Raw genomic sequence first — 25,585 nt, 5'->3', positions numbered from 1 at the left:
CAGTATGAGCAGGCTGGCCTTACCGCTCCATACATCGTAAATACTGCTCTCAGCGCACTTGGGGTTCCTGTCCCCTCTGCCTCTGAAAAGGCTCTCTGATTAATGGCACGCAAACGTGCAGATCAGTTGCTTTTTGACCGCGGTCTGGTTGAAAGCCGAAGTAAGGCGCAAACCCTGATTATGGCAGGCCTGGTCTTTTCAGACCAGAAGCGCATTATGAAGGCCGGAGACCAGCTTGCAGAGAACGTGCCGCTCGAAGTACGCGGGCAGGTTCACCCCTGGGTGTCACGTGGGGGATGTAAGCTGGCGCATGCGCTGGAGCATTTTCAACTCTCCCCGCAGGATCAGGTATGTCTGGACATTGGTGCATCAACCGGTGGCTTTACAGATGTGCTGCTCACAAACGGTGCCCGCTCAGTCTATGCAGTTGACGTCGGCTATGGTCAGCTGGCGTGGAAACTGCGTTCGGACCCGCGCGTTACCGTTATGGAAAAATGTAACGCACGCCACCTTGATGCAGAAACAATAAGCGTGCCTCCATCTGTGGTAGTATGCGATGCCAGCTTTATTGGTCTGCGCAGCGTACTGCCCGCGGCACTTAACCTGGCTACGGAGAACGCCTGGGCTGTTGCGCTTATCAAACCTCAGTTTGAAGCCGGGCGCGAACATATCGGAGCTAAAGGTGTTGTGCGCGACCCCGCCATACATCAGGCTGTGTGCGATCTGATTGAAAACTGGTGGAAAAATCTGGGCGGATGGACCGTTCTCGGCATTGAGGAAAGTCCCATTACCGGCCCGGAAGGTAATAAAGAGTTTCTGATAGCCGCACGTAAAACGGGCTGATATTTTTCAGCTCCTCCGCCTCCATCAGAGAAAAAATAGCTGGTATGCTTGTTCTCTGTGCAATTCGCAGATTTTTCTGTTAGAGAGCTTTCTCACTCCCTATTTTCTGACATGGTTCCGCTTATGTTCTCCGTCGATTCTCCTTCACCTTCTCACGATGCAGAAGCAGCAACCTTGCTCAGCACAGATGAACGTGCCCGTATTCTGGCTAAATCGGCTTTGTTCAGCCCGCCAGATGCCAGTCTGCCTGACGGACGACGTGACCTGACAGGCCTGTCACGCGAGGAACTGACTGATATCCTTGTAGAGATTGGTGAAAAACCTTTCAGAACCAAGCAGCTGTGGCACTGGATCTATCATCAGGGTGTAACTGATTTCTCAAAGATGAGCACAATTTCAAAACCGCTTCAGGAGAAACTGGGCGAGCGTTTTGTTATTGGCCGCCCTGAAGCAACCTCTGTCCAGACATCAAACGATGAAACGCGTAAGTTTCTTTTTCGTTTTCGCGACGGGCAGGAAGCTGAAACCGTTTACATCCCCGACCGCACAGAAGATCGCGGCGCTGTCTGTATTTCATCTCAGGTAGGCTGCACGCTTTCCTGCACATTTTGTCATACCGGCACACAAAAGCTTGTACGTAACCTTGGTGCTTCTGAAATAGTCGGGCAGTTTATGGCCGCCCGTGATGCCTATGGCGAATGGCCAAGCCCCAAGGGGGATACCCCTCGCCTGCTCTCAACCATTGTGCTGATGGGCATGGGTGAACCTCTCTACAACTACGAGAACATAGCCAAAGCCATGAAAATTATCATGGATGGCGAAGGCATTGGCCTGTCACGCCGGCGCATTACTCTCTCAACATCCGGTGTTGTCCCTCTTATGGACCGCTGCGGCAGTGAACTTGGCATCAACCTTGCTGTGTCACTTCATGCTGTACGCAATGACCTGCGAGATGAGATTGTGCCTCTCAACCGTAAATATCCTATTGAAGAAATTCTGGCAGCGTGTCGCCGCTATCCGGCAGCAAGCAACGCCCGCCGCATCACTTTTGAATATATTATGCTACGTGGCATTAACGACAGTGAAGCAGACGCACGTGAGCTGGTACGTCTGATTGCCGGCATTCCAGCCAAAGTAAATCTTATTCCGTTCAACCCCTGGCATGGCAGTAACTATCAGCCATCAACACGGGAGCAGCAGAATAAATTTGCCAGAATTATTATGGATGCGGGTTTTTCAGCTCCTATCCGCACACCACGCGGGCGCGACATTCTGGCGGCCTGTGGTCAGCTCAAAACTGAAAGTGAGAGGAAGCGTGCCTCCGCACGATAATTTTTCTGCCTGCTGACATATTTTTCAGGTTTTCAAAGGCCCTGCATGCCTTGCTAAACCCTGAAAAAAAGAGCTAGCTAAGTCTTATATCACATTGTTTTTTTGGAGATCATCAGAATGGGTTCGCCTGCTACCAGAAGAGACGTCAAAAAAGTTGTACTGGCATATTCCGGGGGGCTTGATACGTCTGTTATTCTGCGCTGGCTCCAGAAAACCTATAACTGTGAAGTCGTCACTTTCACCGCTGATCTCGGCCAGGGCGAAGAGCTTGAACCGGCCCGCAAAAAAGCTGAGATGTTTGGCGTTAAAGATATCTTTGTTGAAGATCTGCGCGAAACATTCGTAAAAGACTATGTGTTCCCCATGTTCCGGGCAAACACCCTTTACGAAGGCCAGTACCTGCTGGGCACCTCTATTGCCCGCCCGCTCATTGCCCAGCGTCAGATTGAAATTGCCCGCGAAGTTGGTGCCGATGCTGTTGCTCATGGCGCAACCGGCAAAGGGAATGACCAGGTTCGTTTTGAACTGGCCTATTATGCTCTGCAACCTGACATTACGGTCATTGCCCCATGGCGCGAGTGGGATCTGACCTCCCGCACCCGCCTGCTGAGCTTTGCAGAAGAGAACCAGATTCCTGTTACCAAAGACAAGCGTGGCGAAGCACCATTCTCTGTCGATGCAAACCTGCTGCACTCTTCATCTGAAGGTAAGCTTCTTGAAGACCCAGCTGTTGCTCCTGAAGAAATTGTTTTCCAGCGCACGATTGCCCCTGAAGATGCACCCGATAAAGCGACCGAAATCACCATTGACTTCGTCTCAGGTGACCCTGTTGCTATTAATGGCGTCGCAATGTCTCCGGCAACACTGCTTACCCGCCTGAATGAACTCGGCAAACAAAACGGTATCGGTCGTCTTGACCTGGTTGAAAACCGCTTTGTCGGCATGAAGTCACGCGGCATTTATGAAACGCCTGGCGGCACCATTCTGCTGACCGCGCATCGCGGCATTGAATCGATTACGCTCGACCGTGAAGCAATGCACCTTAAAGACAGCCTGATGCCACGTTATGCCTCTATTCTGTATAACGGCCTGTGGTTCTCACCTGAGCGCCGTATGCTTCAGGCACTGATTGATGCCTCACAGCATTCTGTCAACGGCCGTGTTCGCCTTAAACTTTACAAAGGCAATGTCATCTGCACAGGTCGTGAAAGCCCCAACAGCCTTTACGATACACGCGTGGTAACCTTTGAAGATGATGAAGGGGCCTATAACCAGGAAGATGCTCAGGGCTTCATTAAGCTTAACGCGCTGCGTCTGCGCCTGGGGGCTCAGATTGGCCGTAACGGCGGAACGCTCTGAGAGCGTTCCCCTCTTTTCTGTTGCATGAATGAAAGGAGCGTTATGACTCGCCGCTCAAAATTTTTCTCCTCCCTGCTTGCTGCATCCCTGCTGTTTTCTGTCACAGCCTGTGCATCACATGAGGAGGTCGAACTGACTCCTGAACAGCAGATGCATAAGCTGCTGGCTGAACCTGGCGTTAAAGTTCTGCCAAGTGGCCTTGCTTATAAAGTGCTGCACTCAGGCCCTAAAGATGGTGAGCAGCCTGTACCTGGTGACATGATGATGGTCATTTATCAGGGCAAACTGCCTGATGGTTCTATCTTTGACAGCTCTGAGCAGCATGGTGATGGTGCCTATATGCAAATGCCTTTACAGGGGCTTGTCAAAGGCTGGATGGAAGCTCTGCCTATGATGCATGTGGGCGATACATGGATGCTCTATGTCCCTGCAAAACTGGGATACGGCCATAAAGCGATGGGTGTTATCCCTGAAGACAGCCCGCTTATTTTCCGCATTCAGCTTCTTGGTGTTGATCACGCACATTAGTCTGTTCTCCCTGCCTGTGCGGGGAGAGCAAACAAAGGCTCAGCCATGCCTTCATGTTTCAGATCTCTTTCATTGCGCTTTGTGGTTCTGTGCCTTGCCGCCACTTCACTCACCGGGTGCTCAAAGAAAAGTCCACAACGGCTTTATGGTATGAACTGTGGCATTTGCCACCATAGTGGTGATGGTATGCCAGGTTCTGTTCCCCCTGTCAGAGGGCGCATTGATATTATTGCCAGCACACCAGAAGGTAAACGCTACCTGGCCGATGTTCTGATAAACGGCTTAAGCGGTGCAATTGTTGTTGACGGCAAGTCCTATGACTCCTACATGCCGTCTTTTGACCGTCTGAAAGATGAGGAAATTGCGACTATCCTCAACTGGCTTTCTGCCCGTGGAGATACAAAACCTGCGCCGACACTAACGGCTGCGGATATCGCAGAAGCAAGAGCACGCCATATTTCAACACCTAAAGTCTCAGCTGAGCGCGCAGAGCTGCACAAAAAGTCTCTTATTCCCTGATTTAATTATCATTTTTTCGGTAAAATCAATGCAACGTATTTTCTCTGGCATTCAGCCTTCAGGCATCCCTCAGCTCGGCAATTATCTGGGGGCTATACGCAACTGGGTTAACCTGCAGGCAGATCATGAATGTGTTTTCTGTCTTGTTGATATGCATGCCATTACAGTCTGGCAGGACCCTCAAAAACTACACGAACAGACCCTGGCACAGACGGCTATTCTGCTTGCATCAGGTATCGATGCGCAAAAACATATTTTGTTTAACCAGTCTGCTGTTTCAGCTCATGCCCGCCTGGCATGGATTTTCAACTGTGTCTCTCGCCTTGGCTGGCTGAACCGCATGACCCAGTTTAAGGATAAAGCAGGTAAAGACCGTGAAAATCATTCTTCCGGTCTTTATGTTTATCCCAACCTGATGGCAGCTGATATTATGGCCTATAAAGCCACCCGTGTACCGGTTGGCGAAGACCAGAAACAGCACCTCGAACTCGCAAACGATATTGCCCAGAAATTCAACCATGATTATGGCGTTGAGTTTTTTCCACAGGTCGAAGCCCTTATTCCTCCGGCTGCTGCACGGGTTATGAGCCTGCGTGACGGCACCAGAAAAATGTCAAAGTCTGACCCTTCTGCGCAAAGTCGCATTGAAATGACAGATGATGCTGATACGATTGCTCTGAAAATTCGTCGAGCCAAAACAGATTCAGAAGTGCTGCCTGATACTTTTGATGCACTTGAAGGGCGCCCTGAAGCCAGAAACCTGGTCACAATTTATGCTGCCCTCGCTGACATAAGCGTAAATGATGTGCTGGCACGCCACCAGGGTGAAGGGTTCGGCCCTTTTAAACAGGCCCTGAGCGATGTTGTTATCAGTGCCATCGACCCGATTGCCAAAGAAACGCAGCGTCTGTTGCAGGATAAAGCGCATCTGGTTTCAGTTTTGCGCTCTGGTGCAGAGCGTGCACAGGCTATTGCGGAACCTGTAGTCACTGAGGCAGAGAAAATAGTCGGCTTTGTTAAGTAAATTTACAGACTTTTATATTCTGCCAGCATTGTTTTAAAAGACGCATCAACCTGTTCAAGCCTGTGGCGTATTTCAGGTTGCTGCGTTCTGGCAAGCTGCCGTGCTGCACTGGCAATTATCAGCCTGTTATATTCAAGCACAACAGGCCCCTTTTTTTCCCATCGACGCAGGAATAACTGAAGCCCCCGACGGATGCGCTGAGGCAAAAACTCATCCTGCTGTGCTGTCCGCAGAGCGATAATGCTCATGCCCAGATTCATAACTTTCAGCTGATCCTGCATATAAACAAGCTTCAGCGCATCAGGTACTGTCTGCGCATTGCGTAATGTTCTTACCAGGCTTTCTGCACTGTCTGACAGCCAGTCTTCCGCATTTACATGGTTATTCATCTGCGCCAGATTTTTCAGGCACTGCGCCCGCCAGGCGCTGATACGCCGCATGCGTGAATCAATCTGAAATGGCAGAATGGTGCGATACGTCCACCCGACAAATAAAATTGCCAGTAAAAAAGCTAATGCCCCGTTCAGAAACGACTGTTCATCATAGCGCTCCGTATTAGAAGGGCCCATCAGCACGACAAGAAACATATTAAATGAAAAGGCATAGCCTGCTGTACTGGCATGACGAGCAGCAAGACCACCAATCGTCATAGGCAGCAAAAGCGCAAAAACCAAAAGCTCGGGCGAGGTAATGCGCGGTATAACCAGGAATACGTACAACCAGGCTACAGCAGCACACCATACTGCCCCCCGAAAAAACGGAGCCGATGCCAGGATCGGGTTATCCCGCGTTGCTATAAGCCCGTAACATAACGCCACAAAAGAGATAAAAGCCGGACCAGCCGGCCATGCCGTGATCTCCCACACAAGCCAGGCACCAATAATACCTGCCGCGGCACGAATGCCATTTTCTATTGCTTCTTTACTATGACGCCGCGTCAGCAACCTGAAATGAAAATTATCTTTTCTGCCTGATAACAGGCTTGCCTCTATCTGAGACATCGCTTTTTTGCGGTCAGATTCAAATAAAGTGGAAAACGCGCCGGGCGCGAATGATTTATCTTTCTGCGCAAGAAAAAAAAGGCCTCGAGCCCGCGCTAACATAATAAGCATCACTGAAAGTGCTGCACGTGCGTGGTCTGCCGCTCGTGTATGCGGCCCCATTTCAAGCGCATCAAACTCAACTCTGGCATTAGCATTAACAAGTGTCGTTAAAGTTTCTGCCTGTTTTTTAATCGTGGTATGGCCTGACAAAAAATCTGACACCTGCGCTGATGTTACCACCATAGCGGTATCAAGTTTTTCCTTTAAATTCTTACGGGCATTACTTCTGAGTGATGGCATAAATACAAGAGCCAGAGTGGCCTCACAAATAACGCCAAGAATAATATAAGTACCACGAGCAATAGCGACATCAAACGCGTGATCAGGCTCAGAAATAGCGCCTGTCGCGACAATGGCTGATGTAAAGCCTGTCAGCACCAGGCCATAGGCACGATACCCCTGAAAAAAGGTAGCAAAGCCACAGCACAGACCGATCCATATCGCCAGAGCGGCAAAGAACAGAATAGTTTCCTGCGGGAAAAAACCTATCAGCCCTACACCAAAGCAACATCCCACCATCGTGCCAGCAATACGCCAGCGCGCTTTGGACATGCTCTCCCCCCGTGAGGATTGCGCAACAACCCACACAGACAGCGGTGCCCATTGCGGGCTGCCAAGCTCCATCCACATGGCAATCAACAAAGCCAGAATAGCAGCCAGAGAAGATCTGAGTGCAAAAGCGAAGTCACCGGCTGAAGGTTCAAGCAGCCATTTAAGCTTTACGCGCCATTCGTGCAAAACTGTATGCACAATAGCTTTCACATCAGGGTAATGCTTTGCCGACACTCTCTCATGTTGTTCTGCTCTGTGCATTATCTTACCTTTCATCCCTGACGCAGACACATGCATAGCTGAACAACGAGCGTCCAATTTTTTATTATGATTTTATCATAAGCAATATTTATCAAAAGCCGCCTGGTAAAGCCGACAGTCTTATGGTGCAAACTTAAAAGTCTGCACTCTCTCCCATAAATACTCAGAAAGAGCAGTATGCTGCCCCTGGCTCAGGCGCACAGCACCGACATCAGGGCAGGACATATCTTCTATCTGTCTGATCTGCAGGCCGCGCTCCTCTGCACGCTCAGGCAAGGCCGCAACCGGGAGAATACTGGCCAGGCGCCCCCTGAAAAGTTCTGCATGCAGCAGCTCAAGAGCGTCCGTTTCCAGGCGGACGTCAGCGACTACCCCAGCCTGTCGAAACCCCTTATCAATAAGCTGGCGGCTACGCATATTCTGACCGAGCAAACATAGTGGAACAGCCTGCATCTCCTGCCAGCTTATATTCTCTTTCTCAGGAACCTGAACAAAAGAAGAACTTACAAAAACATGCTTCTCGGCAAACAGAAAATGGCTCTCATACAAACCATCCTGCGGGACCTGATCAAGATACATCAGCCCTATCTGCAACGTATGCTCACGCAGATGGTGAATAATTTCTCCGCTGGAATAGACCCTGACATCAGCATGTAAGGCCGGCACGACGGATCTGAAATGTTCTAATAATGCTGAAACCGTCAGAAGCGCCGGGGGCATTGTGCCAACAGAGACAGAGCCACCCGCAATATTTTGTGCAAATGCAGCCTCCTGACGTAAACCATCAAGTGCAGCCAGTGTCTGGCGTGCCCACCCCAGCACACGCTCACCCTCAGGTGTAAGACCATAAAACCGACGGTTACGCTGAATAATGGTAATACCGAGTTCAGCCTCAAGCTGCCGTATCCCAGCAGACAACGCTGGCTGTGACACGCCACAGCTTTCAGCCGCACGGGAAAAATGCCTGCAACGGTCAAGGGCTATTAAATATGTCAGTTGCCTGAGAAACACAGCGCCTTAACCTTAAAAAAAGAGCTGTGACTTATGATATTAAAACCACCACAAGCCACAGCCTGACAATATATTACTGTGCTGAAAGCCAGTTTAGAAATGCATGACAGGTCGATGCAACGGGCTTCCCTTCCAGAAGAGCGGAAGTAAAGACAGCTGAATCAGGTAAAGAGGCATTCACCGTCTGACCATGATTAAGCCCTTCGTAGGTATGCGCCTGTACGATTGTACCGGCAGCACAGGCTGCTTTAACCAGACCATACTGCATCAAAGGTGGTACGTCTTTATCTGCTGTACCCGTGCCAACGAAAAGAGGCTGCGCAAACTTAAGAGTAGGGTATGCCATAGCTTTAAATGCTGGCATCAGAACTTTTTCAAAATCTGGTTTAAGCGAGTTATTAGCATTCAGACCTTCTTTACCGGCCAGTGCCATCATCTCATTCACACAGCTATGCCCGGCAGCATGATAGGCTGACATTGCTTTTTCGGTAAAAACATCCTGCGGGTTAAAAGATGAATCATGTGCTGCAAGGCCAGCTGCAATATACAGGCTGTAGACAACCAGGGGGTCATACCCGCCATCAGGCTGGTTGCTGCGGGCTTTATGCAGTAATGTTTCCATCAGTTCTGGTGTAATATAAGGCACACCAGTTGCTACAGTACCAAGGATATTAATGTCAGGCGCATAAGTCGGTGCGAAGGATGCTGAAGCAACAGCTGCACCACCGCCCTGTGACTGACCAACAAGCATGACTTTATTTTGCAGGGGGTAAGCTGATTCAGCCGCCCGCAACCCGTCAAGAACACTATAGGCCTCAACGCGTGTATTAAGGTAGGCATGTGTCTGACCGCTGATGCCCAGTCCCTGATAATCAGGGGCAACAACAGCAAAACCACGTTTCATCCAGGCTTCGAGGTACGTTCTGTTACGCTCAGTATAGGGATGGAGCGAGGGCGTACATTTTTCACTGACTCCAACAGTGCCATGCTCCCATGCAACAACAGGCCAGCCACCGGCAGGAGGTTTCCCTTTAGGTAAAATTACTTCTTCAGTGGCCTGTACCAGACCTTTTTGGGTCAGCCCGTCAGTTGAAAGATAAACAACGCGATAAGCCGCTCCGGCACCTGGTAAACTAAATGCTGCAGGAAGAGGAGAAGCCTTAACGACTACCCCGGCTTTTTCGGTCTCTGCATGAGCTGCTGTGGCAAGAAGTAAGCCGCACAAAACGTTGCAGGCCAGAAGTTTAGAAAGCTGCATTATAGACTTCCCCGCTTAATCAAATATTAACGAATATAACCAGTAGCACATCTGTGCCTCATTATGTGAGATCTGGCCTCTGTATTTATTATTTCATACGACCCAGTTAAGATAAAATCTATTTTTTCAGGGTCAGAGCACCTTTTTCTACTGTGTAGTCACTCTGATTATCCGGGCCGATCAGACTCTGAGAATAATCGCTAAACAAAACGGGCAAAATAGCAGGGGCCATAACCGGCTGATAGTTCTGCGCATCCTGAGGGTCACCACTCCCCGTATAGCGGGCTATATAAGGGTAAGGATAAAGAGGCCGTGTCGCAGATGTTTTTGCGTCAGATAAGGCATAAGGCTGATCATCAGGATTAACCTGGTGTTTCTTATCATCTCCGCCGTCCTTTTGAGGGGCAGAGATTTTCTGCGCATCATTAGCAGCAGATGATACTGTGTTTTGTAAATGCCCTGCTACGAGGGCACCCGGAGCCACCCCTGTCTCTGCCCAGGCCATAAGAGGGCTCAGAAAATCAACCTGAGGAAACCCTTCCCCCCCGCCACAATGAGCAACACCAGGGAGAAGATAAAAACGCAAAAAGTTCTCAGTTTGTTCTAACCCGGCCTGTTTCTGCACTCCCTGATAATAAGCAATCGTAGAAAGCGGAGAAATGTACTGATCCGCCAGACCATGCCAGAGCACAAGACGCCCTCCACGCTTCTGAAATGCAGACAGGTTCGTATTTGCTGCATTATATAATGGAGCAAGCTGATTCATCTGCTCAAATGAGGCTTTATCAAACTGAAATTTTGACAGGTCCATATCCTGGTCTGCGGCCTGTGCGGGTAAAAGAGCGGACATGACAGAAGCCACCCGGCCATAATCAGCTGTTTTTGCCAGAGCCGTATCAGGCAATGGCCAGTTCTGCTCTGAACCAGGCAGTAAACCACCAGGCGTAAATGCGTGACCTGCCTTATCAGCCGGACCATTATACAACCTGACAGCAGCCTGTGTTTCTTCTTCACTCAGGCATGAAGACGTATCTGCCTGCCCTGGTGCACACTGAACCCATGAGGGGTCAAAATGACACATACGCGGATCTTCAAGAATACCGTCTTTTACGCCTGAAAATGTGTCACAATGACTGACAACCGCACTGTGTAATAAAGGCAGACGCCCTTTGAGCAGAATATTTGTTCCATCAGCCCGCTGGTTTGTTCGTATGACCCATGCTGAAGAAAAAGAGTTTTGCACTGTAAATAAACCGGCAGGAGCACCGGCCGAGATACCATCAAAATCATCAGGATAACGCTGCGCTTCAGCCAGAGCCTCGCGCCCTCCGTCTGAGCATCCCATAAAGTATGAGAACCGTGCCTCATGACCATAAAAAGCCTTCACCAGCGCCTTAGCTGTTAACGCGGTGACATGATTAGCTCTGTAAGCAAAATCGATACGTTTTTGCGGAACCCTGCCAAAATCGGCCTGCTGTGCGTTGAGTGTAGAACTGGCGTGACCCAGATCATTACTGGCAACAACCATCTCTCCGTTCAGAGCCGGCGCACATGTACCAGCATTCGAAATACCTATCCGGGTCATACCACACAGACCGACACACCCCCCCATAAGAAAACGCTGTGTCCAGTGCTGAACGGGCAGATCGACTTCAAAATTAATAGCAGGAGCGATCTGTCCGGTGACCTTACAAAAGGAGCCTGCCGGTGTATCAAGAAGACCGGTTTTCAGGTCATGTACCATAGCACCGGCGACTGAACTCAGATCAACTGAGGAGAGAGAATCGCATGATACAGCAGGATCAATAACATCCAGATGAGCCGGACCAGACTGCACTTCAGAAGATGTGTCTTTCTGAGAAGCTAAAGCATAGTCAGATAAAAAGAATGACACCGCCAGCAAACTGACAGCCGGCAGAAAACCAGAGTGTCTGTTTTTCATCTAACCTATGATCCTCTTACTATATAAAACTCAGAAACATCAGAGGTGCCCCCTCCGGTATGATAGCATACCATTTCTGCACACATAACAATACCGGAGGCTTTAATATCAAAATCAACGCTACCCCTCCGGCATTCTTATTCTTCTTATAAAATATCTCTCAAAGTATTTTATTTCCTCTGTAAGTATTATCTCATTATGCATATATTACAGGTTGTAAAGCCTCTCTGTTTTTCCGAAAAAAGGATAATATTAAAGTGACTCCCCTGAAGTTAAAGGTCACATGGTTTTTACGGATAACACTTTGTGTTTCCTCATTCTTTATAATCACTGAGAAAACCCAGGCCCATACGACCTATATCACTCAGGGGGAGTGCGATGGCTTACCGCGGGTCAATCTGCAGACGATACCAGGCACATGCGTTGGTCTGCTGACATCAGGGCTTCAGTTCCCTCGTGGTATCGCTATCAAAAACAATACAATTTATGTCGCTGAAATGGGCGGCTGGCAGAAAAATCGCGGGCGGCTTATTGCTCTTGAAAATAATGGTCACGGTGCCAGAAGAATTCTTCTGCGTGGCCTGGACCGCCCCAGCGGGCTGACCTTCTCCTCTGACGGGCAACTTTATATAGGACTGCCTGACAAGGTAATGCGTGTAAACCTGCATAACGATAACACAGCCAGCACGCAGGATGTTCTGACTGATATTCCCTCAGAAGGGAGACACCCGCTCAAAGCACTGGCCGCTGACAGTAATGGCGGGCTTTATGTGAGTGAAGGCTCGGCCTCTAACAATTGTGAAACTGAGATGGGAGCCTTACCAGACACCTCCAGGCCCTGCCCTGAAACCCGCGGTTCGGTACCACGGGGTTCGATTCTCTGGTTCAAACCTGGAAATATACCTCAAGGTGTCAGTGCACAGCATATTGTTGCTACAGGTATACGCAATGCAGCGGCATTAACTGTCCTGCCTGACGGGAAGCTCCTCGCCATTGGTAACGGGCGCGACAGCATTAATGTTGTTGATTTAAAACTCTCAGATAAAACCCTGCCGCATGAACCATTATATATAATTCAAAAAGGAACAGATTACGGGTGGCCTTATTGTTTTGATAATAAACGCCCCGCTCCTGAATATCCGCAACATGACTGTTCAGCCATCCCCTCGCCCGACATGCTTCTGCCAGCCCATGCTGCTCCTCTGGGCGTACTGGTGTATAACAGCCAGGCTATTCCTTCTCTCTCAGGCAACATCATCATGACCTATCATGGCTATCGTGATACAGGCCATCGTGTCATGAGCCTGAAACTCGCGGCGGATGGAAAACCTGAAACCTCCCCCCAGCCCGTCATATGGGGCTGGCCTGACAGTGCACACTCAGGCAGGATGCCATCTGGTTCCCCCACCGGACTGGCTACCATGCCAGATGGCACTTTACTTATCTCTGAAGACCATAACGGCACGATTTTGAGGCTGTCCCACACCACGCGCTAACTCAGGTGATGAATGACAGGGTTTGATATGACAAAGCTACACTTAAGGCTCCCGATTATTCAGGCCCCCATGGCTGGCGTTACAACACCCGCTCTGGCTGCTGCCGTGAGCAATGCCGGCGGAATGGGCTCTCTCGGACTGGGGGCCGTAAATGCAGCAACAGCCGCAACACTTATAAAAGAAATGCAGGAAAAAACTGCTCAGCCATTTAACGTCAATTTTTTTGCCCATGACGAGCCCCGGCGCGATCCGATAAGCGAACAACGCTGGCTAACCTGCCTTGCTCCTTTATTTAAAGCTTTCGGATCATCTCCGCCTGATACGCTCACAGCCCCCTACCAAAATTTTGATAATACTCCGGACATAGTTTCAGTTCTTTTAGCTTTGAAGCCATCAGTGGTCAGTTTTCACTTTGGTCTGCCCTCACACGAAAAAATTACAGCCTTAAAACAAGCCGGTATCATTTTAATGGCAACCGTCACCTGTCTGGCAGAAGCAAAAAAAGCACAGGAAAACGGTATTGATATTCTTGTTGCTCAGGGCATCGAGGCTGGCGGGCACCGGGGAATTTTTGATACCACTTCACGTGATGATGCTTATTCAACCGCAGTGCTTACAGGCCTCCTGACAAAAAACTGTCCTTTGCCGGTTATTGCCGCTGGTGGAATAATGGATGGCTCAGCTGTTATTTCAGCGTTACGCAGCGGGGCAATTGCAGCACAGCTGGGCACAGCTTTTTTAGGTTGCCCTGAAACTGGCATCAGTGCGGCCTATCGTCAGGCATTAACAAGCGATGAAGCCTGGCACACACAGCTCACACACCTGGTATCAGGACGCCCTGCCCGCATTATTCCAAATAGCTTCAGCGCTCTGGACTGTGACACATCTCCACCGCCTTACCCGATTGCTTATGATGCCGGAAAAGCTCTGCACCATGCGGCCAGACAACAAAATAATCATAGTTTTGCGGCACACTGGGCGGGTCAGGGTGCGCCATTATGCCGCTTTTTACCGGTCCATACTTTAATGAAAACGCTTGAGGCCGAAATGAAGAGCGGCCTTTGATACATCCTGTCAGGAAAGTTAGCTCGCTTGCCTTCTGAAATATCTCCTTCGGATAAGCACACTCATCCGGTCGATCAGGTTCTTCCGTTGTGGGAACTCGTCGTCTATGGCTTTCAGCATGTTTTAACATTTTACGCAGCGGCCGTTATCGTCCCTATCCTGCTGGCCGGCGCTCTTGGGCTATCCCGTAATGAACTGGAGCACCTGATCGAGGCAGACCTGTTCACCTGTGGTATAGCCTCTCTGATGCAGGCTGTGGGCATCGGCAAAATCGGCGTGCGTCTGCCACTGCTTCAGGGTGTGACTTTTGTCGCTGTTATGCCGATGATTGCTATCGGGGCCTCTGCCGGCGGCGGAGTAACCGGACTACGTCAGATTTTTGGAGCGGTGATAGTCGCAGGCTTATTCTCCTGTTTTATGGCCCCTTATTTTTCACGTCTTATTCGTTTTTTTCCACCTGTTGTCACAGGGTCAATTATTCTGGTTATCGGGCTGGGGCTGCTGCCCGTTGCAGCGAATGATATCGTTGCCGGGCATAGCACCAGTGCGATGCAGGACCCGGTTGAGTTACGCAATGTAGCTTATGGCCTGGGCACTTTATTTTGTATTCTCGCTATTCAGAAATTTTTTCGCGGGTTTCTCGCCACAATTGCCGTTTTACTCGGCCTGATCTGTGGCACACTGGTTGCCTGGGCCCTGGGAGATGCTCATTTTAGCACTGTAAGCTCTGCACCTTTACTTACGATGGTGCAGCCTTTTTATTTTGGCATGCCAGAATTTCATCTTCTTCCCATCGCGTCACTCATCGTTGTGATGATTATTTCTATGCTGGAAACAACAGGTGACGTTTTTGCAACCGGCATGATCGTCAAAAAAGACATTACACCACAGGACATTGCTCGCGCCATCCGGGCTGACGGACTGGCCACATTTATTGGCGGTGTGTTCAATTCTTTCCCTTACACCTGCTTTGCAGAAAATATTGGCCTGGTCCGCCTTACCCGGATTAAAAGCCGCTGGGTGGTCGCATCGGCCGCAGTTTTTATGATTATTATGGGGTGTATTCCCAGGCTTGCAGCCATTATGGCCTGTGTTCCCCTTCCCGTTCTGGGTGGTGCTGCACTGGCCATGTTCGCAACAGTCGCCGTAGTTGGTATTCAGACCTTAGCCCAGGTTGATTTTGATAATCAGAACAACATGATTATTGTTGGCACCAGCATTGGTCTTGGCATGCTGGCAACCGCTCAGCCGCATATCACAGATAAAATGCCTGCCTGGGCACATATTATTTTCGGGAGTGGTATCACACTGGGGGCATTATCAGCCATTATTCTGCATCTGTTCTTTAATCATATAACACTAAAGAGCGGCAGATAACTTCACGAACATAATAATCGCATCATATTCGTGAAGTGTATTTATAGCTCAGTCCTTTTTCAGGGCTTCGCTTTCCTGGCGGCGTGTTGCAAACGGCACTTCACGCTTATCATCCAGTTCATTCATACTACCGCCTGGATTACCAAGGTTCTCTTCCAGCCAGGCCTCCTCAACAGGCTCTCCCTCCGGCCCGACAGGTGAAAAGGGCTTTACAGGGATCTGACCAGCATCAGGGGCACTTTCCATCCCGATAAGATCTGCTGCCTTTTCTTTATAAGCTTCTGGTCCGCAGGCGGGCTTGCCATCCCGCTCCCACATTTCATGTGCTTTTGCGAGAATGCGGGCATTCTGCTGTGGAGACTGCTCGAGTGGGTTACTCATATGAATGCGTTCCTCCGGGCTGTTATTAAGTGCTGCTCTCCGATATATTTTCAGAGAGCCGCATTATACCTCAGTAACTGACTTCAAGAATTTTCTGGCTGATTTCCGGGGTAACATCATGCTGTTCGCCCAGTTTTACCATGCCATTTTTACGCAGCTGTTCAACGATCACAGTAATATCGCTGGCAGGCACATCATAGTCACGAAGGTGTGTCTGTATCCCCATCTCCTCAAAAAACTTACGTGTGCGTTCAATAGCCGCATCAATACGCTCATCTTCAGAACCCGAGGTGATGTGCCATACACGATCTGCATACTGGAGCAGCTTAGCCCGTTTGGACTCACGGCGCACATTCAGGCTGGCAGGCAGCACGACGGCAAGTGTTCTTGCATGGTCGATATCGTAACGCGCGGTCAGCTCATGGCCGATCATATGGGTTGACCAGTCCTGAGGTACACCGGCACCAATCAGGCCATTAAGTGCAAGCGTTGCAACCCACATGAAATTTGCCCGCAGATCATAGTCGTTACCCGCAGTCTGTAATTTCGGGCCGATTTCAATAAGTGTCTGTAACAGACCTTCAGCAAAACGATCCTGCACCATGCCATCAGCAGGATATGTCAGATACTGCTCGATAATATGAACAAAGGAATCAACAACACCGTTAGCAATCTGCCGTGCAGGTAAAGTAAATGTTTTTGTCGGATCCAGGACAGAAAACTGCGGGAAAACCAGAGGGTTCTGAAAAGCAAGCTTCGTATGTGTCTCTTTACGCGTAATAACCGAACCATCATTCATTTCTGAACCGGTGGCCGGCAGCGTCAGCACTGTACCAAAAGGCAGGGCAGTGGTGATTTTTTTACCGTAGGTTTGAAGAATTTCCCACGGATCTCCCTCATAGTTTACGGCAGCGGCAACAAATTTTGTGCCGTCAATGACTGAGCCTCCCCCGACAGCAAGCAGAAAATCGATTTTCTTTTCGCGAATAAGGCCTACAGCCTTCATCAGTGTTTCATAAGTCGGGTTTGGCTCAATACCGCTAAACTCATGCACTTCACGGGCACCAAGAGCAGCGCGTACCTCAGCAAGAGTGCCGTTCTTTTTTGCACTTTCCCCACCCAGCAGAACAAGAACCCGCGCATCCTGTGCAATCAGTGTATCAAGTTTTGCCGTACTCTCACGCCCAAAAACAATGCGTGTAGGGTTATAGAGCTCAAAATTCAGCATAATATCCACTTTCCTGGTCAGAAGGATGTGTATGTTATGTGAGGTCTCCCCCTGCATGAGACAAGAGGCCCGGGATATCTATTCCCGCCGTAATCACACTGTAATATTGCTCTTAACACCCGTTATGTGCATTACTGGACCCTCTTGTCGGCAGTCCCGCGCAAGCGGGCTAACAGGGAATGCCGTAAGCCTTTACATGCAAGGTAAGTCGGCAGCTGCTCCCGCAACTGTATGTGGTATGGGTCTGATTTTCACGTCGTAAAGACGAGCCACTGGTGCACACCACCGGGAAGGCCAGATCAGAACTGATGATCCTCAAGCCAGGAGACCTGCTGCCGTCGCCTTACCGTGTCGCCGGGCGGGATGTACCGGAGGCTAAGATCGTATCATGACACCTCGTATCACACCACAATCACATACCTGTTCAGCTCAGTCAGACCTTCACCCTCTTGTTCTCACTTTAATCAGAGACTGCCCCTCCCGTGCCGAAGCTCTGAGGGCAGCACACACTGCTCAGCAACCTCCCCCCAACCAGGAGGATGTTATTTTTAAAAGTGGCTACACTATTTTTTCAGCCACTTTTGGCACCTCGCCTTCAGCTCATAATGCCAGAGGACATGCTCTGGAAGCAGCCTTTCGCCCCCTGCTCGCACAGGCACTTGATTTGCTGGAAACACTTCCTTCAGTCAGAGGATCTGATGACAGAGATGCCGCACAACATATTTTACGGACATACGTCACAATACACTGGACACTGGGTGCAAGGGCCGCCGCAATGGCACGCTATAATGCACCGTAGCAGCTTTTAAAAAACCACCTGTTGCATCAGCTGCATTTTACAAAAAAGGCCCGGAGAAATATCATCCCTCCGGGCCTTCTTCATTTTACTACAGTCACTCTTTATGACAGCTCAAGCAGCAGATCTTTAGCATCAATGATATCACCTGAAACAACATGAACACGCGTCACTGTCGCGTCACGATCGGCAGTGATTGCTGTCTCCATTTTCATGGCTTCAACTGACACCAGCAGATCACCCTTCTTCACCTTCTGGCCCGCTTTAACCCCGACAACAGACACCATGCCGGGCATAGGAGCGGCAATTTGTGATGCATCTGCCGGGTCTGCCTTAAGCCGGGTCTGTTTTTTGGCCTGAGCACCAGCTTTGACAAACCCCATCGTTCTTGCCTGACCATTAAGCTCGAAGAACAATCTGGTCTCACCGGTATCAGGCTCATCAGTTTGACCCAGCAGACGAATAATCAGCGTTTTACCAGGCTCAATTTCAGCGGCAACTTCGTCTTTGTCATTCAGACCATAGAAAAATACAGGCGTAGAAAGCACAGAAACGTCACCATATTTACGCCTGTGCGTAATATAGTCTGTATAGACTTTAGGATACATCAGCCAGCTTGCGAGAGCTGCATCATCAATATCCTGACCAGTCGCCTCTTTTGCACTCTGACGGGCCTGCTCAAGATCGACCGGCGGAATATGTGCCGCGGCACGCCCCTCAACCGGCTTCTGCCCTTTAAGAATACGCGCCTGTAACGCTTCCGGGAAACCATCAGCCGGATAGCCAATGTCACCGCGCATCATGGAGATAACAGAGTCAGGAAAAGCAATATCCCTTTCCGGATCCATAATATCCTGCGGTGTCAGGTCATTAGCAACCATGAACAGCGCAAGGTCACCCACCACTTTAGAAGATGGTGTAACCTTAACAATATCGCCAAATAATTTATTTACATCAGCATATGCCTGCGCCACAGAATCCCACAGATGATCAAGCCCCATAGAGCGGGCCTGTTCACGCAGGTTAGTATACTGCCCTCCTGGCATTTCATGACGATACACGTCAGAGGTACCTGAGCGGATATCAGCCTCAAATGGTGCGTATGACTGACGAACCCCCTCCCAGTAACGGGAGAACGGCGCGATACGCTCTGGTGTCAGGCCAGTGTCACGCTCAGTATGCTGCAACGATGCAATAACAGCACCAAGACTTGGCTGAGATGTCAGGCCACTCATGGCATCCATCGCACCGTCGACAATGTCAACGCCGGCTTCAGCTGCGGCCAGTACACTGGCCACCGACCCTCCGCTCGTATCATGCGTATGAAAATGAATCGGCAGACCGACTTCTTCCTTTAATGCCTTTACCAGTGTTTTAATGGCCGCCGGACGGCACACACCAGCCATATCTTTAATGCCAAGAATATGGGCGCCTGCCTTTTCAATCTGCTTTGCCATATCGACATAATATTTCAGATTGTATTTTGGCCGGGCCGGATCATGCAGATCACCGGTATAACAGATCGTCCCTTCACACAGGGCATCTGTTTCGAGCACTGCATCCATCGCAACACGAATATTTTCAACCCAGTTCAGTGAGTCAAAAATACGAAACACATCCACACCACGTGCAGCGGCCTGTTTAATAAAATACTGCACAACGTTATCGGCATAATTTGTATACCCAACTGCGTTAGAACCTCGTATCAGCATTTGCAGCAGTATATTTGGCACTGCAGTGCGAAGCTTATCGAGACGATCCCAGGGGTCCTCTTTTAAAAAGCGCATGGCAACGTCAAACGTTGCTCCACCCCAGCACTCAAGAGAAAACAGATCTGGCAATAAACGTGCATAGCGCGGTGCGATACGGCTCATATCAGCTGTGCGCATACGTGTTGCGAACAGGGACTGATGTGCATCGCGCATGGTCGTATCTGTCAGCAGCAGGCGCTTTTGTTCAAGCACCCACTGCGAGAACCCTTCTGGACCAAGGTCACGCAGCAAATCGCGCGTTCCTGGCTGAGGCGACGCGCTCATAGCTGCGGCAGGTAACTGCGGTGCAAACAACGGAGCAGCAGGCTTTGAACGCCCTTTCATTTCTGTATTACCGTTTACTGTCACGTCACCAATAAAACGCAGCAGGCGCGTGGCGCGATCTTTACGCGGTTCAAAATGAAAAAGCTCAGGCGTTGTATCAATAAACCGCGTGGTACATGCACCCGTTTTAAACGAGGGATGGTTGATAACCCTGAGCAGAAAACCAAGGTTCGTTGCCACACCACGCATACGAAATTCACGAAGGGCGCGGTCCATACGACGGATAGCTTCATCATCATCATGGCCACGAGCGGTAACTTTTACCAGCAGCGAGTCATAATATGGTGTAATCACCGCTCCGGTATAGGCTGTGCCGGCGTCAAGGCGGATGCCCGCACCGTTCCCGCTACGATAAACTGACAGCTTACCATAATCAGGGCGGAACTCATTAGCCGGGTCTTCTGTCGTAACACGGCACTGTAAGGCATGAGCGATCAGACGAATGTCAGATTGTGCCGGCAGAAAGTCACTCTGGCCAATGCACCCGCCCTGGCTGACAACAATCTGAGCTTTAACAAGGTCAACCCCTGTGGCTTCTTCCGTCACCGTGTGTTCAACCTGAATACGCGGGTTTACTTCGATAAAGTAAAAATGCCCCGTATCTGCATCGACCAGAAACTCAACCGTTCCGGCATGCGTATAATTAACGCCATCGGCTATTTTCAGGGCGTTAGCACAGAGTGCCTCACGCTGCTCCTGTGACATGTGAGGGGCCGGAGCACGCTCTACGACCTTCTGATTGCGCCGCTGAACGGAGCAGTCACGCTCAAACAAATGTACACGATTACCGTGCAGATCTCCCAGAATCTGAACTTCAACATGGTGTGCCCGCACAACCATTTTTTCGAGATAAACTTCATCATTACCAAATGCAGCCGCGGCTTCGCGCCTTGCAACAGCAATTGCAGGCAAAAGCTCACTCTCATTCTGAATGGCGCGCATACCGCGACCACCCCCGCCCCAGCTGGCTTTAAGCATAATGGGGTAGCCAACTCCGGCAGCAAGCCTGCGGCATTCGTCCGGGTCATCAGGTAAAGCTCCTGTTGCCGGCACAACAGGCACACCAACCCGCTGGGCAAGAGCGCGGGCTGCCACTTTATTACCCAGCTGCTCCATAATTTCTGGCTTAGGACCAATAAAAGCTATGCCTGCGGCTTCACAGGCTCTGGCAAAGTCAGGATTTTCTGACAAAAAGCCATAACCGGGATGGATCGCATCGACATTCGCCTGTTTTGCAATGCGAATAATATCATCAACATCAAGATAGGCAGCGATTGGCTTTTTGCCCTCGCCCACCATATAACTTTCATCGGCCTTGAAACGATGCAGTGCAAAGCGATCCTCATTTGCGTAGATCGCTACAGTACGCAAACCAAGCTCAACGGCTGCACGCATGATGCGAATTGCAATTTCACTACGATTCGCAACCAGAACACTCTTAATCCCTGGCATTATGTCTCATCCTGCTAGTCTGCTTTACGTGGCACGACTGTGCCACATTGCATTTTCTTTATGTGTTTAGTTCTTAGTTTGAGAAAACGCTGGCGGGACTTTACTGCATGACGCACATAAATAGCGCTCACAATAACGACAACTTACAATTTTCCGAACCTGTCATTATTAAATGAAGGGCCATTTTTCCTGTCGATATAAAATATTTCTTCTCAGTTTTTCAGGCAGCAGACGCTGATTATTTAACTACAGAAAAATACTCACGGATGGTAAATATAGAGCTCTGCAAAATCCTGAGGGAAAAATCAGTAATGAAGAAAGAAATTATTATTTAATATGGCAAAAATACAATATTTAAAAATAAAAAACATCTTTACCCATCAGAATAATTGACAAAATTCATATGAAGTTTTCTTAACAAAAGATGTAACGGGCTTTTCAGGGAATATCTGTCTGACACAGGACAGTCTCTCTCCGGCCAGGAGGAGTATTAACGATGAAGATCCACTATCTGGTAACCAGTCTGGAAACCGGCGGAGCTGAATTTGCCATACCAAACATTGTAAAAACTCTGCAAAGCCTTGGCCATGAGGTATCAGTTATCGCCTGCGAGCCGCGTGATATGGGGGCAGCAATACGCCTGTCAGAAGCAGGGTTATCTTATACGCTGCTTTCACGCCGTCGCAGATTGTTACCTGTTATTCTTGCCTCTTATCTCAAACAAGTCAGCAAAAACCGTCCGGATGTCATCTGGACCTCACTCAGCTGGGGTAACAAGGTTGGCCAATGGGCAGGTCGCCTGACCGGTATTCCGGTTATCAGCTTCAAACACAGCGCCAGCGTCCGCCGTTACACATACCGCATGAGAAATCTGTCAAAGCTCTGGGTTGGTGACTCTCAGACTGTCGTGCAGTTTTTACGTGAAAAAATGCATATTCCTGCTGATCAGGTTATGGCATGGCCACTTTTTCAGAGCGACCCGGCGGCCCTGCAGGCACAGAAATGGGATGGCAGGGCCGTTTTACAGCTGGGGAGCGTTGGCCGTTTGCATGAAGTTAAAAATTATGCCGGCATGCTCGATGCTGTATCCTTTTTCCTGCTGTCTCACCCTGAGATGAAGTCACGCATCCACCTGACAATCCTGGGGGATGGTCCTGAACGCGCGGCCCTGGAGAAAAAAGTCAGACAGCTTAACCTTGAGAATGTGGTCACTCTTCCTGGCTTTTCAGCAAATGTCGGGCAGTTTCTCTCAGGTTTACATGCGTATATTCAGACATCCCGCTATGAGGGGATGTGCCTTGCTGTTCATGAAGCCATGAATGCCGGCCTGCCGGTCATTTCCACTCCGGTTGGAGAGATACGTGATGCCGTGCAGGAAGGCAGAACAGGTTATGTACTAGATGGCGATATGACGCAGGCGTTTAACCGCATCATGGAACATATTTTTGTGCACCCGGATGAACTCTCCCTTTATGGCCAGCAGGCCCATAGTTATGTTTTACAAAAATTCAGTCATGAGCAGTATCAGCTCGCTGCGACAAAAATTATTGGGAAATTATACTCCATGCTGAATACAGGCGCCTCTCCTCTCAGCAAATTACCTGTCTGATGAAAATGCTTGTGACAGAACTATGGCGCTTAGGCATTGTCCAGGCTCCTGTTCAGACTATAGCTGCAGCCGGAAGCTTAGCTCCTTTCTCAGTCAGGTGGATTGAAGCTGACCGCTCACTCTGTTTTCTGGCCGATCCTTTTGGAATATGGCGTGATAATAAACTTTACCTCTTTGCCGAAGCCTATGATTACCGCTCGCGCCGTGGCGCAATTGTAGCCTACGTGCTCGATGCCAGCCTGAATATCATTGAATACAGAACTGTGCTGAGCGAGCCCTGGCATTTATCTTACCCCTATGTTTTTGAAGCGGATGGTGAAATATGGATGCTGCCGGAAGGGTATAAATCCGGGACATTATCTCTCTACCGGGCCGTTAATTTCCCCTGGCAATGGGAAAAAGTACCAGAGTTCTCTTTTCCCTGCGCCGCGATTGATGCCACTCCTGTTTTCGCTCAGGGCAGCTGGTGGATGTTTTATACCCCGCCTCGTGCGCGAACCAATACTCTTATGCTGGCACAAGCTAAGCGTCTGACCGGACAGTGGAAAAATATTTCTTCTCACCCTATCAGGGAGGACATCAGTAGCGCCCGCATGGGTGGCACACCTTTCTATCAGGATGGCAAGCTGATTATTCCAGTGCAGGACTGCAGCAAGACGTACGGCGGCGCCATACGCCTGCTGTCTCTCTCTCCCGACACACTGCACCAGCCTGAATTTACTCCGGGTGCATATTTGCAGGCATCTCATAAAGATGCACCATTCAGCGATGGATTACATACTCTGTCTGCAGCAGGGGATTTCACGCTTATCGACACAAAGCGTATACTTTATGGTTCACCGCACCGTATTTGCGTGGATCTTGGTCGCGCATGGAAAAAACGACAGTCTCGGCATGCGTAAATTATATCTTCTGCCCTTGTGGTATGAAACGGAATATTTCACACTTGCCGCATGAAATATCTGCCATCTCTCTTACCGGGTGCTTTTGCATTATCAGTTTTTTTTGTCGCTATGAGCGCATCTGCTCTTGCTGTTCCTGATAAAGTTTGCGGAAAGATACCATCTGTCGAGACCGGGCATGATATCACTCAAAAACTTCAGGCGTTAATAGATCACTGTGCCAGCCATGGTGGTGGCATAGTCACCCTGAATTCAGGTAATTTTCTCTCGGGTCCGCTACTTTTGCGCTCTCATATTAATCTGCACCTTGATGCTGGCAGCGTATTACAGGCCATTGACAAAAACTCACTCTACCGCCCGGCTTATATTAACTGGCCCTGGTCACCGGCTGAAGCTTTTCTCTCTCTTCCTCATGTTGAGGACGTTGCCATAACAGGTGAAGGCACTATTGATGGTAATGGCGAAGGCTGGTGGAAAGCGGCACAGGAAGCGAAAAAGAACAGACGCAATAACTTTGCTAACAATATCCCATTGAGTAACGGTCTGCCACGTCCATGGTTGATTGAAAGCTATGATGCACACAATATTCTGATTTCAGATGTACATATTACCCGCTCTCCTATGTGGAACATCGTTCTGCGTTACACAGATAACGCTATTATAAAACATATCGATATTAACAACCCGGCGGACTCACCCAATACGGATGGTATTGATGTTATCACCTCACAAAACGTCACTCTGAGTGATAATACTATTTCAACCGGAGATGATGATATTGCCATTAAATCAGGGTTACCGGGTACAACACTACCCAATGAAACAACAAAAAACATTTATATAACTGATACAGCTATTGGTGCCGGGCATGGCCTTTCAATCGGTAGTGAAACTATTTTTAATATTGAAAACGTTTATGTTTATAACGTCGATTTTAACGGCACAAGCAATGGTATTCGTATAAAATCAGGTCGTGATCGGGGTAGTGTGCTGCAACATTATGTCTTTGATAAAATACGCATGAACAATGTACGCACAGGACTTTCGATCAGTACCTATTACCCGCATTTTCCCAAAAATAATGATAGTTCGGCACCAGTTACAGTAACCACGCCTCGTATTTCAGATATCAGGATTTCTCATCTGACTCAAAAAAATGTTCAGAAAGCCGGTATTTTTATTGGTTTACCTGAAATGCCCCTGCAGAATATTGACCTAAGTTACATGAACCTGGCAACAAACGCTTCTTTCATAGTACGCAATGCATTACTCGATACTGATACATCTATAAAAATAATGCAGAAAAAGTGAAATAATCCTTTCTCTGATCACGTGCATTAAGCTCTTCCAGAGAAGGACGAGCCTGGATTTTCCCTGAGAATGATGTTTCTGCCCCATCGGGCAAATAGGCTGAGGGGATTGCGCTGGACGCGTTTATTGCTCCGGAGGTT

General features: G+C 49.3%; 20 protein-coding genes and 1 riboswitch. Of the genes, 13 read left to right on the top strand and 7 right to left on the bottom strand.

The annotated features are described in order from the left end of the window. Positions 1-102: 102 nt before the first annotated feature. The 6 genes from HK11_RS10495 (at position 103) to trpS (ending at position 5,605) form a co-directional block, all read left to right on the top strand. Positions 103-843 carry a TlyA family RNA methyltransferase gene (locus HK11_RS10495; RefSeq protein WP_086555297.1) on the top strand — a complete coding sequence of 247 codons (741 nt, stop codon included), beginning with the start codon at positions 103-105 and terminating at the stop codon, positions 841-843. 123 nt (positions 844-966) lie between these two features. Continuing rightward, positions 967-2,175, top strand: coding sequence for a 23S rRNA (adenine(2503)-C(2))-methyltransferase RlmN (rlmN, locus tag HK11_RS10490; protein ID WP_086555300.1), 1,209 nt, complete (start codon positions 967-969; stop codon positions 2,173-2,175). Positions 2,176-2,292: 117 nt separating this feature from the next. After that, positions 2,293-3,534 (top strand): argininosuccinate synthase, encoded by a 1,242-nt coding sequence (locus HK11_RS10485; protein WP_086555296.1) that lies wholly within the window; start codon positions 2,293-2,295, stop codon positions 3,532-3,534. A gap of 42 nt (positions 3,535-3,576) precedes the next feature. After that, positions 3,577-4,062: an FKBP-type peptidyl-prolyl cis-trans isomerase gene (locus HK11_RS10480; protein ID WP_086555295.1), complete on the top strand. Its 486-nt coding sequence runs from the start codon at positions 3,577-3,579 to the stop codon at positions 4,060-4,062. A 45-nt stretch (positions 4,063-4,107) separates the two neighbouring features. Beyond that, positions 4,108-4,581, top strand: coding sequence for a cytochrome c (locus HK11_RS10475; RefSeq protein ID WP_086555294.1), 474 nt, complete (start codon positions 4,108-4,110; stop codon positions 4,579-4,581). A 28-nt stretch (positions 4,582-4,609) separates the two neighbouring features. Continuing rightward, on the top strand, positions 4,610-5,605 hold the full coding sequence (gene trpS / locus HK11_RS10470) for a tryptophan--tRNA ligase (RefSeq protein ID WP_086555293.1): 996 nt from the start codon (positions 4,610-4,612) through the stop codon (positions 5,603-5,605). A gap of 2 nt (positions 5,606-5,607) precedes the next feature. Here the strand turns inward: trpS and HK11_RS10465 are convergent, their stop codons facing one another. The 4 genes from HK11_RS10465 to HK11_RS10450 form a co-directional block, all read right to left on the bottom strand. After that, entirely contained in the window at positions 5,608-7,521 is a 1,914-nt protein-coding gene (locus tag HK11_RS10465; RefSeq protein ID WP_233133438.1) for an FUSC family protein, read from the bottom strand. 120 nt (positions 7,522-7,641) lie between these two features. Continuing rightward, positions 7,642-8,532: a LysR family transcriptional regulator gene (locus tag HK11_RS10460; RefSeq protein WP_198943255.1), complete on the bottom strand. Its 891-nt coding sequence runs from the start codon at positions 8,530-8,532 to the stop codon at positions 7,642-7,644. Positions 8,533-8,605: 73 nt separating this feature from the next. Next, positions 8,606-9,790 carry an alpha/beta fold hydrolase gene (locus HK11_RS10455; protein WP_086555291.1) on the bottom strand — a complete coding sequence of 395 codons (1,185 nt, stop codon included), beginning with the start codon at positions 9,788-9,790 and terminating at the stop codon, positions 8,606-8,608. A 118-nt stretch (positions 9,791-9,908) separates the two neighbouring features. Beyond that, a complete protein-coding gene (locus tag HK11_RS10450) occupies positions 9,909-11,732 on the bottom strand; it encodes a tannase/feruloyl esterase family alpha/beta hydrolase (protein WP_086555290.1) in 1,824 nt (607 codons plus the stop codon). Positions 11,733-11,989: 257 nt separating this feature from the next. On the opposite strand from HK11_RS10450, the gene HK11_RS10445 reads away from it, so the two are divergent. The 3 genes from HK11_RS10445 to HK11_RS10435 are packed head-to-tail and all read left to right on the top strand — an operon-like array spanning position 11,990 to position 15,670. Continuing rightward, positions 11,990-13,228, top strand: coding sequence for a sorbosone dehydrogenase family protein (locus HK11_RS10445; protein ID WP_086555289.1), 1,239 nt, complete (start codon positions 11,990-11,992; stop codon positions 13,226-13,228). Between the two features lie 12 nt (positions 13,229-13,240). Next, the gene (locus tag HK11_RS10440) at positions 13,241-14,293 is read left to right on the top strand and encodes a nitronate monooxygenase family protein (protein WP_086555288.1); all 1,053 of its coding nucleotides are present in this window, start codon (positions 13,241-13,243) and stop codon (positions 14,291-14,293) included. 27 nt (positions 14,294-14,320) lie between these two features. Beyond that, a complete protein-coding gene (locus tag HK11_RS10435) occupies positions 14,321-15,670 on the top strand; it encodes a nucleobase:cation symporter-2 family protein (protein ID WP_233133437.1) in 1,350 nt (449 codons plus the stop codon). Between the two features lie 48 nt (positions 15,671-15,718). On the opposite strand, the gene HK11_RS10430 is transcribed toward HK11_RS10435, so the two are convergent. Continuing rightward, positions 15,719-16,051 (bottom strand): hypothetical protein, encoded by a 333-nt coding sequence (locus HK11_RS10430; protein WP_086555287.1) that lies wholly within the window; start codon positions 16,049-16,051, stop codon positions 15,719-15,721. 70 nt (positions 16,052-16,121) lie between these two features. Then, positions 16,122-17,279, bottom strand: a complete 1,158-nt coding sequence (locus HK11_RS10425; RefSeq protein WP_086555286.1) for an iron-containing alcohol dehydrogenase — start codon at positions 17,277-17,279, stop codon at positions 16,122-16,124. 134 nt (positions 17,280-17,413) lie between these two features. Then, positions 17,414-17,631, top strand: a riboswitch (cobalamin riboswitch). A gap of 36 nt (positions 17,632-17,667) precedes the next feature. Between HK11_RS10425 and HK11_RS10420 the strand changes: the two genes are divergently transcribed. After that, the gene (locus tag HK11_RS10420; RefSeq protein ID WP_086555285.1) at positions 17,668-18,078 is read left to right on the top strand and encodes a hypothetical protein; all 411 of its coding nucleotides are present in this window, start codon (positions 17,668-17,670) and stop codon (positions 18,076-18,078) included. A gap of 101 nt (positions 18,079-18,179) precedes the next feature. On the opposite strand, the gene HK11_RS10415 is transcribed toward HK11_RS10420, so the two are convergent. Then, positions 18,180-21,623, bottom strand: a complete 3,444-nt coding sequence (locus HK11_RS10415; RefSeq protein WP_086555284.1) for a pyruvate carboxylase — start codon at positions 21,621-21,623, stop codon at positions 18,180-18,182. Positions 21,624-22,119: 496 nt separating this feature from the next. Between HK11_RS10415 and HK11_RS10410 the strand changes: the two genes are divergently transcribed. The 3 genes from HK11_RS10410 to HK11_RS10400 all read left to right on the top strand — a co-directional run bounded on the left by HK11_RS10410 (position 22,120) and on the right by HK11_RS10400 (position 25,445). Beyond that, positions 22,120-23,232 (top strand): glycosyltransferase, encoded by a 1,113-nt coding sequence (locus HK11_RS10410; RefSeq protein ID WP_086555283.1) that lies wholly within the window; start codon positions 22,120-22,122, stop codon positions 23,230-23,232. Then, positions 23,232-24,134, top strand: coding sequence for a hypothetical protein (locus HK11_RS10405; RefSeq protein WP_086555282.1), 903 nt, complete (start codon positions 23,232-23,234; stop codon positions 24,132-24,134). Before HK11_RS10410 ends, HK11_RS10405 begins: the two co-directional genes overlap by 1 nt. 111 nt (positions 24,135-24,245) lie before the next feature. Continuing rightward, a complete protein-coding gene (locus HK11_RS10400; protein WP_158092821.1) occupies positions 24,246-25,445 on the top strand; it encodes a glycoside hydrolase family 28 protein in 1,200 nt (399 codons plus the stop codon). The last annotated feature ends 140 nt before the right edge of the window (positions 25,446-25,585 follow it).

It is taken from the genome of Acetobacter sp. DmW_043 (assembly GCF_002153485.1).
GTDB classification, from domain to species: domain Bacteria; phylum Pseudomonadota; class Alphaproteobacteria; order Acetobacterales; family Acetobacteraceae; genus Acetobacter; species Acetobacter thailandicus.
Note: the sequence above shows the minus strand (reverse complement) of the source record. Positions and strands in the feature narration are given on the sequence as shown.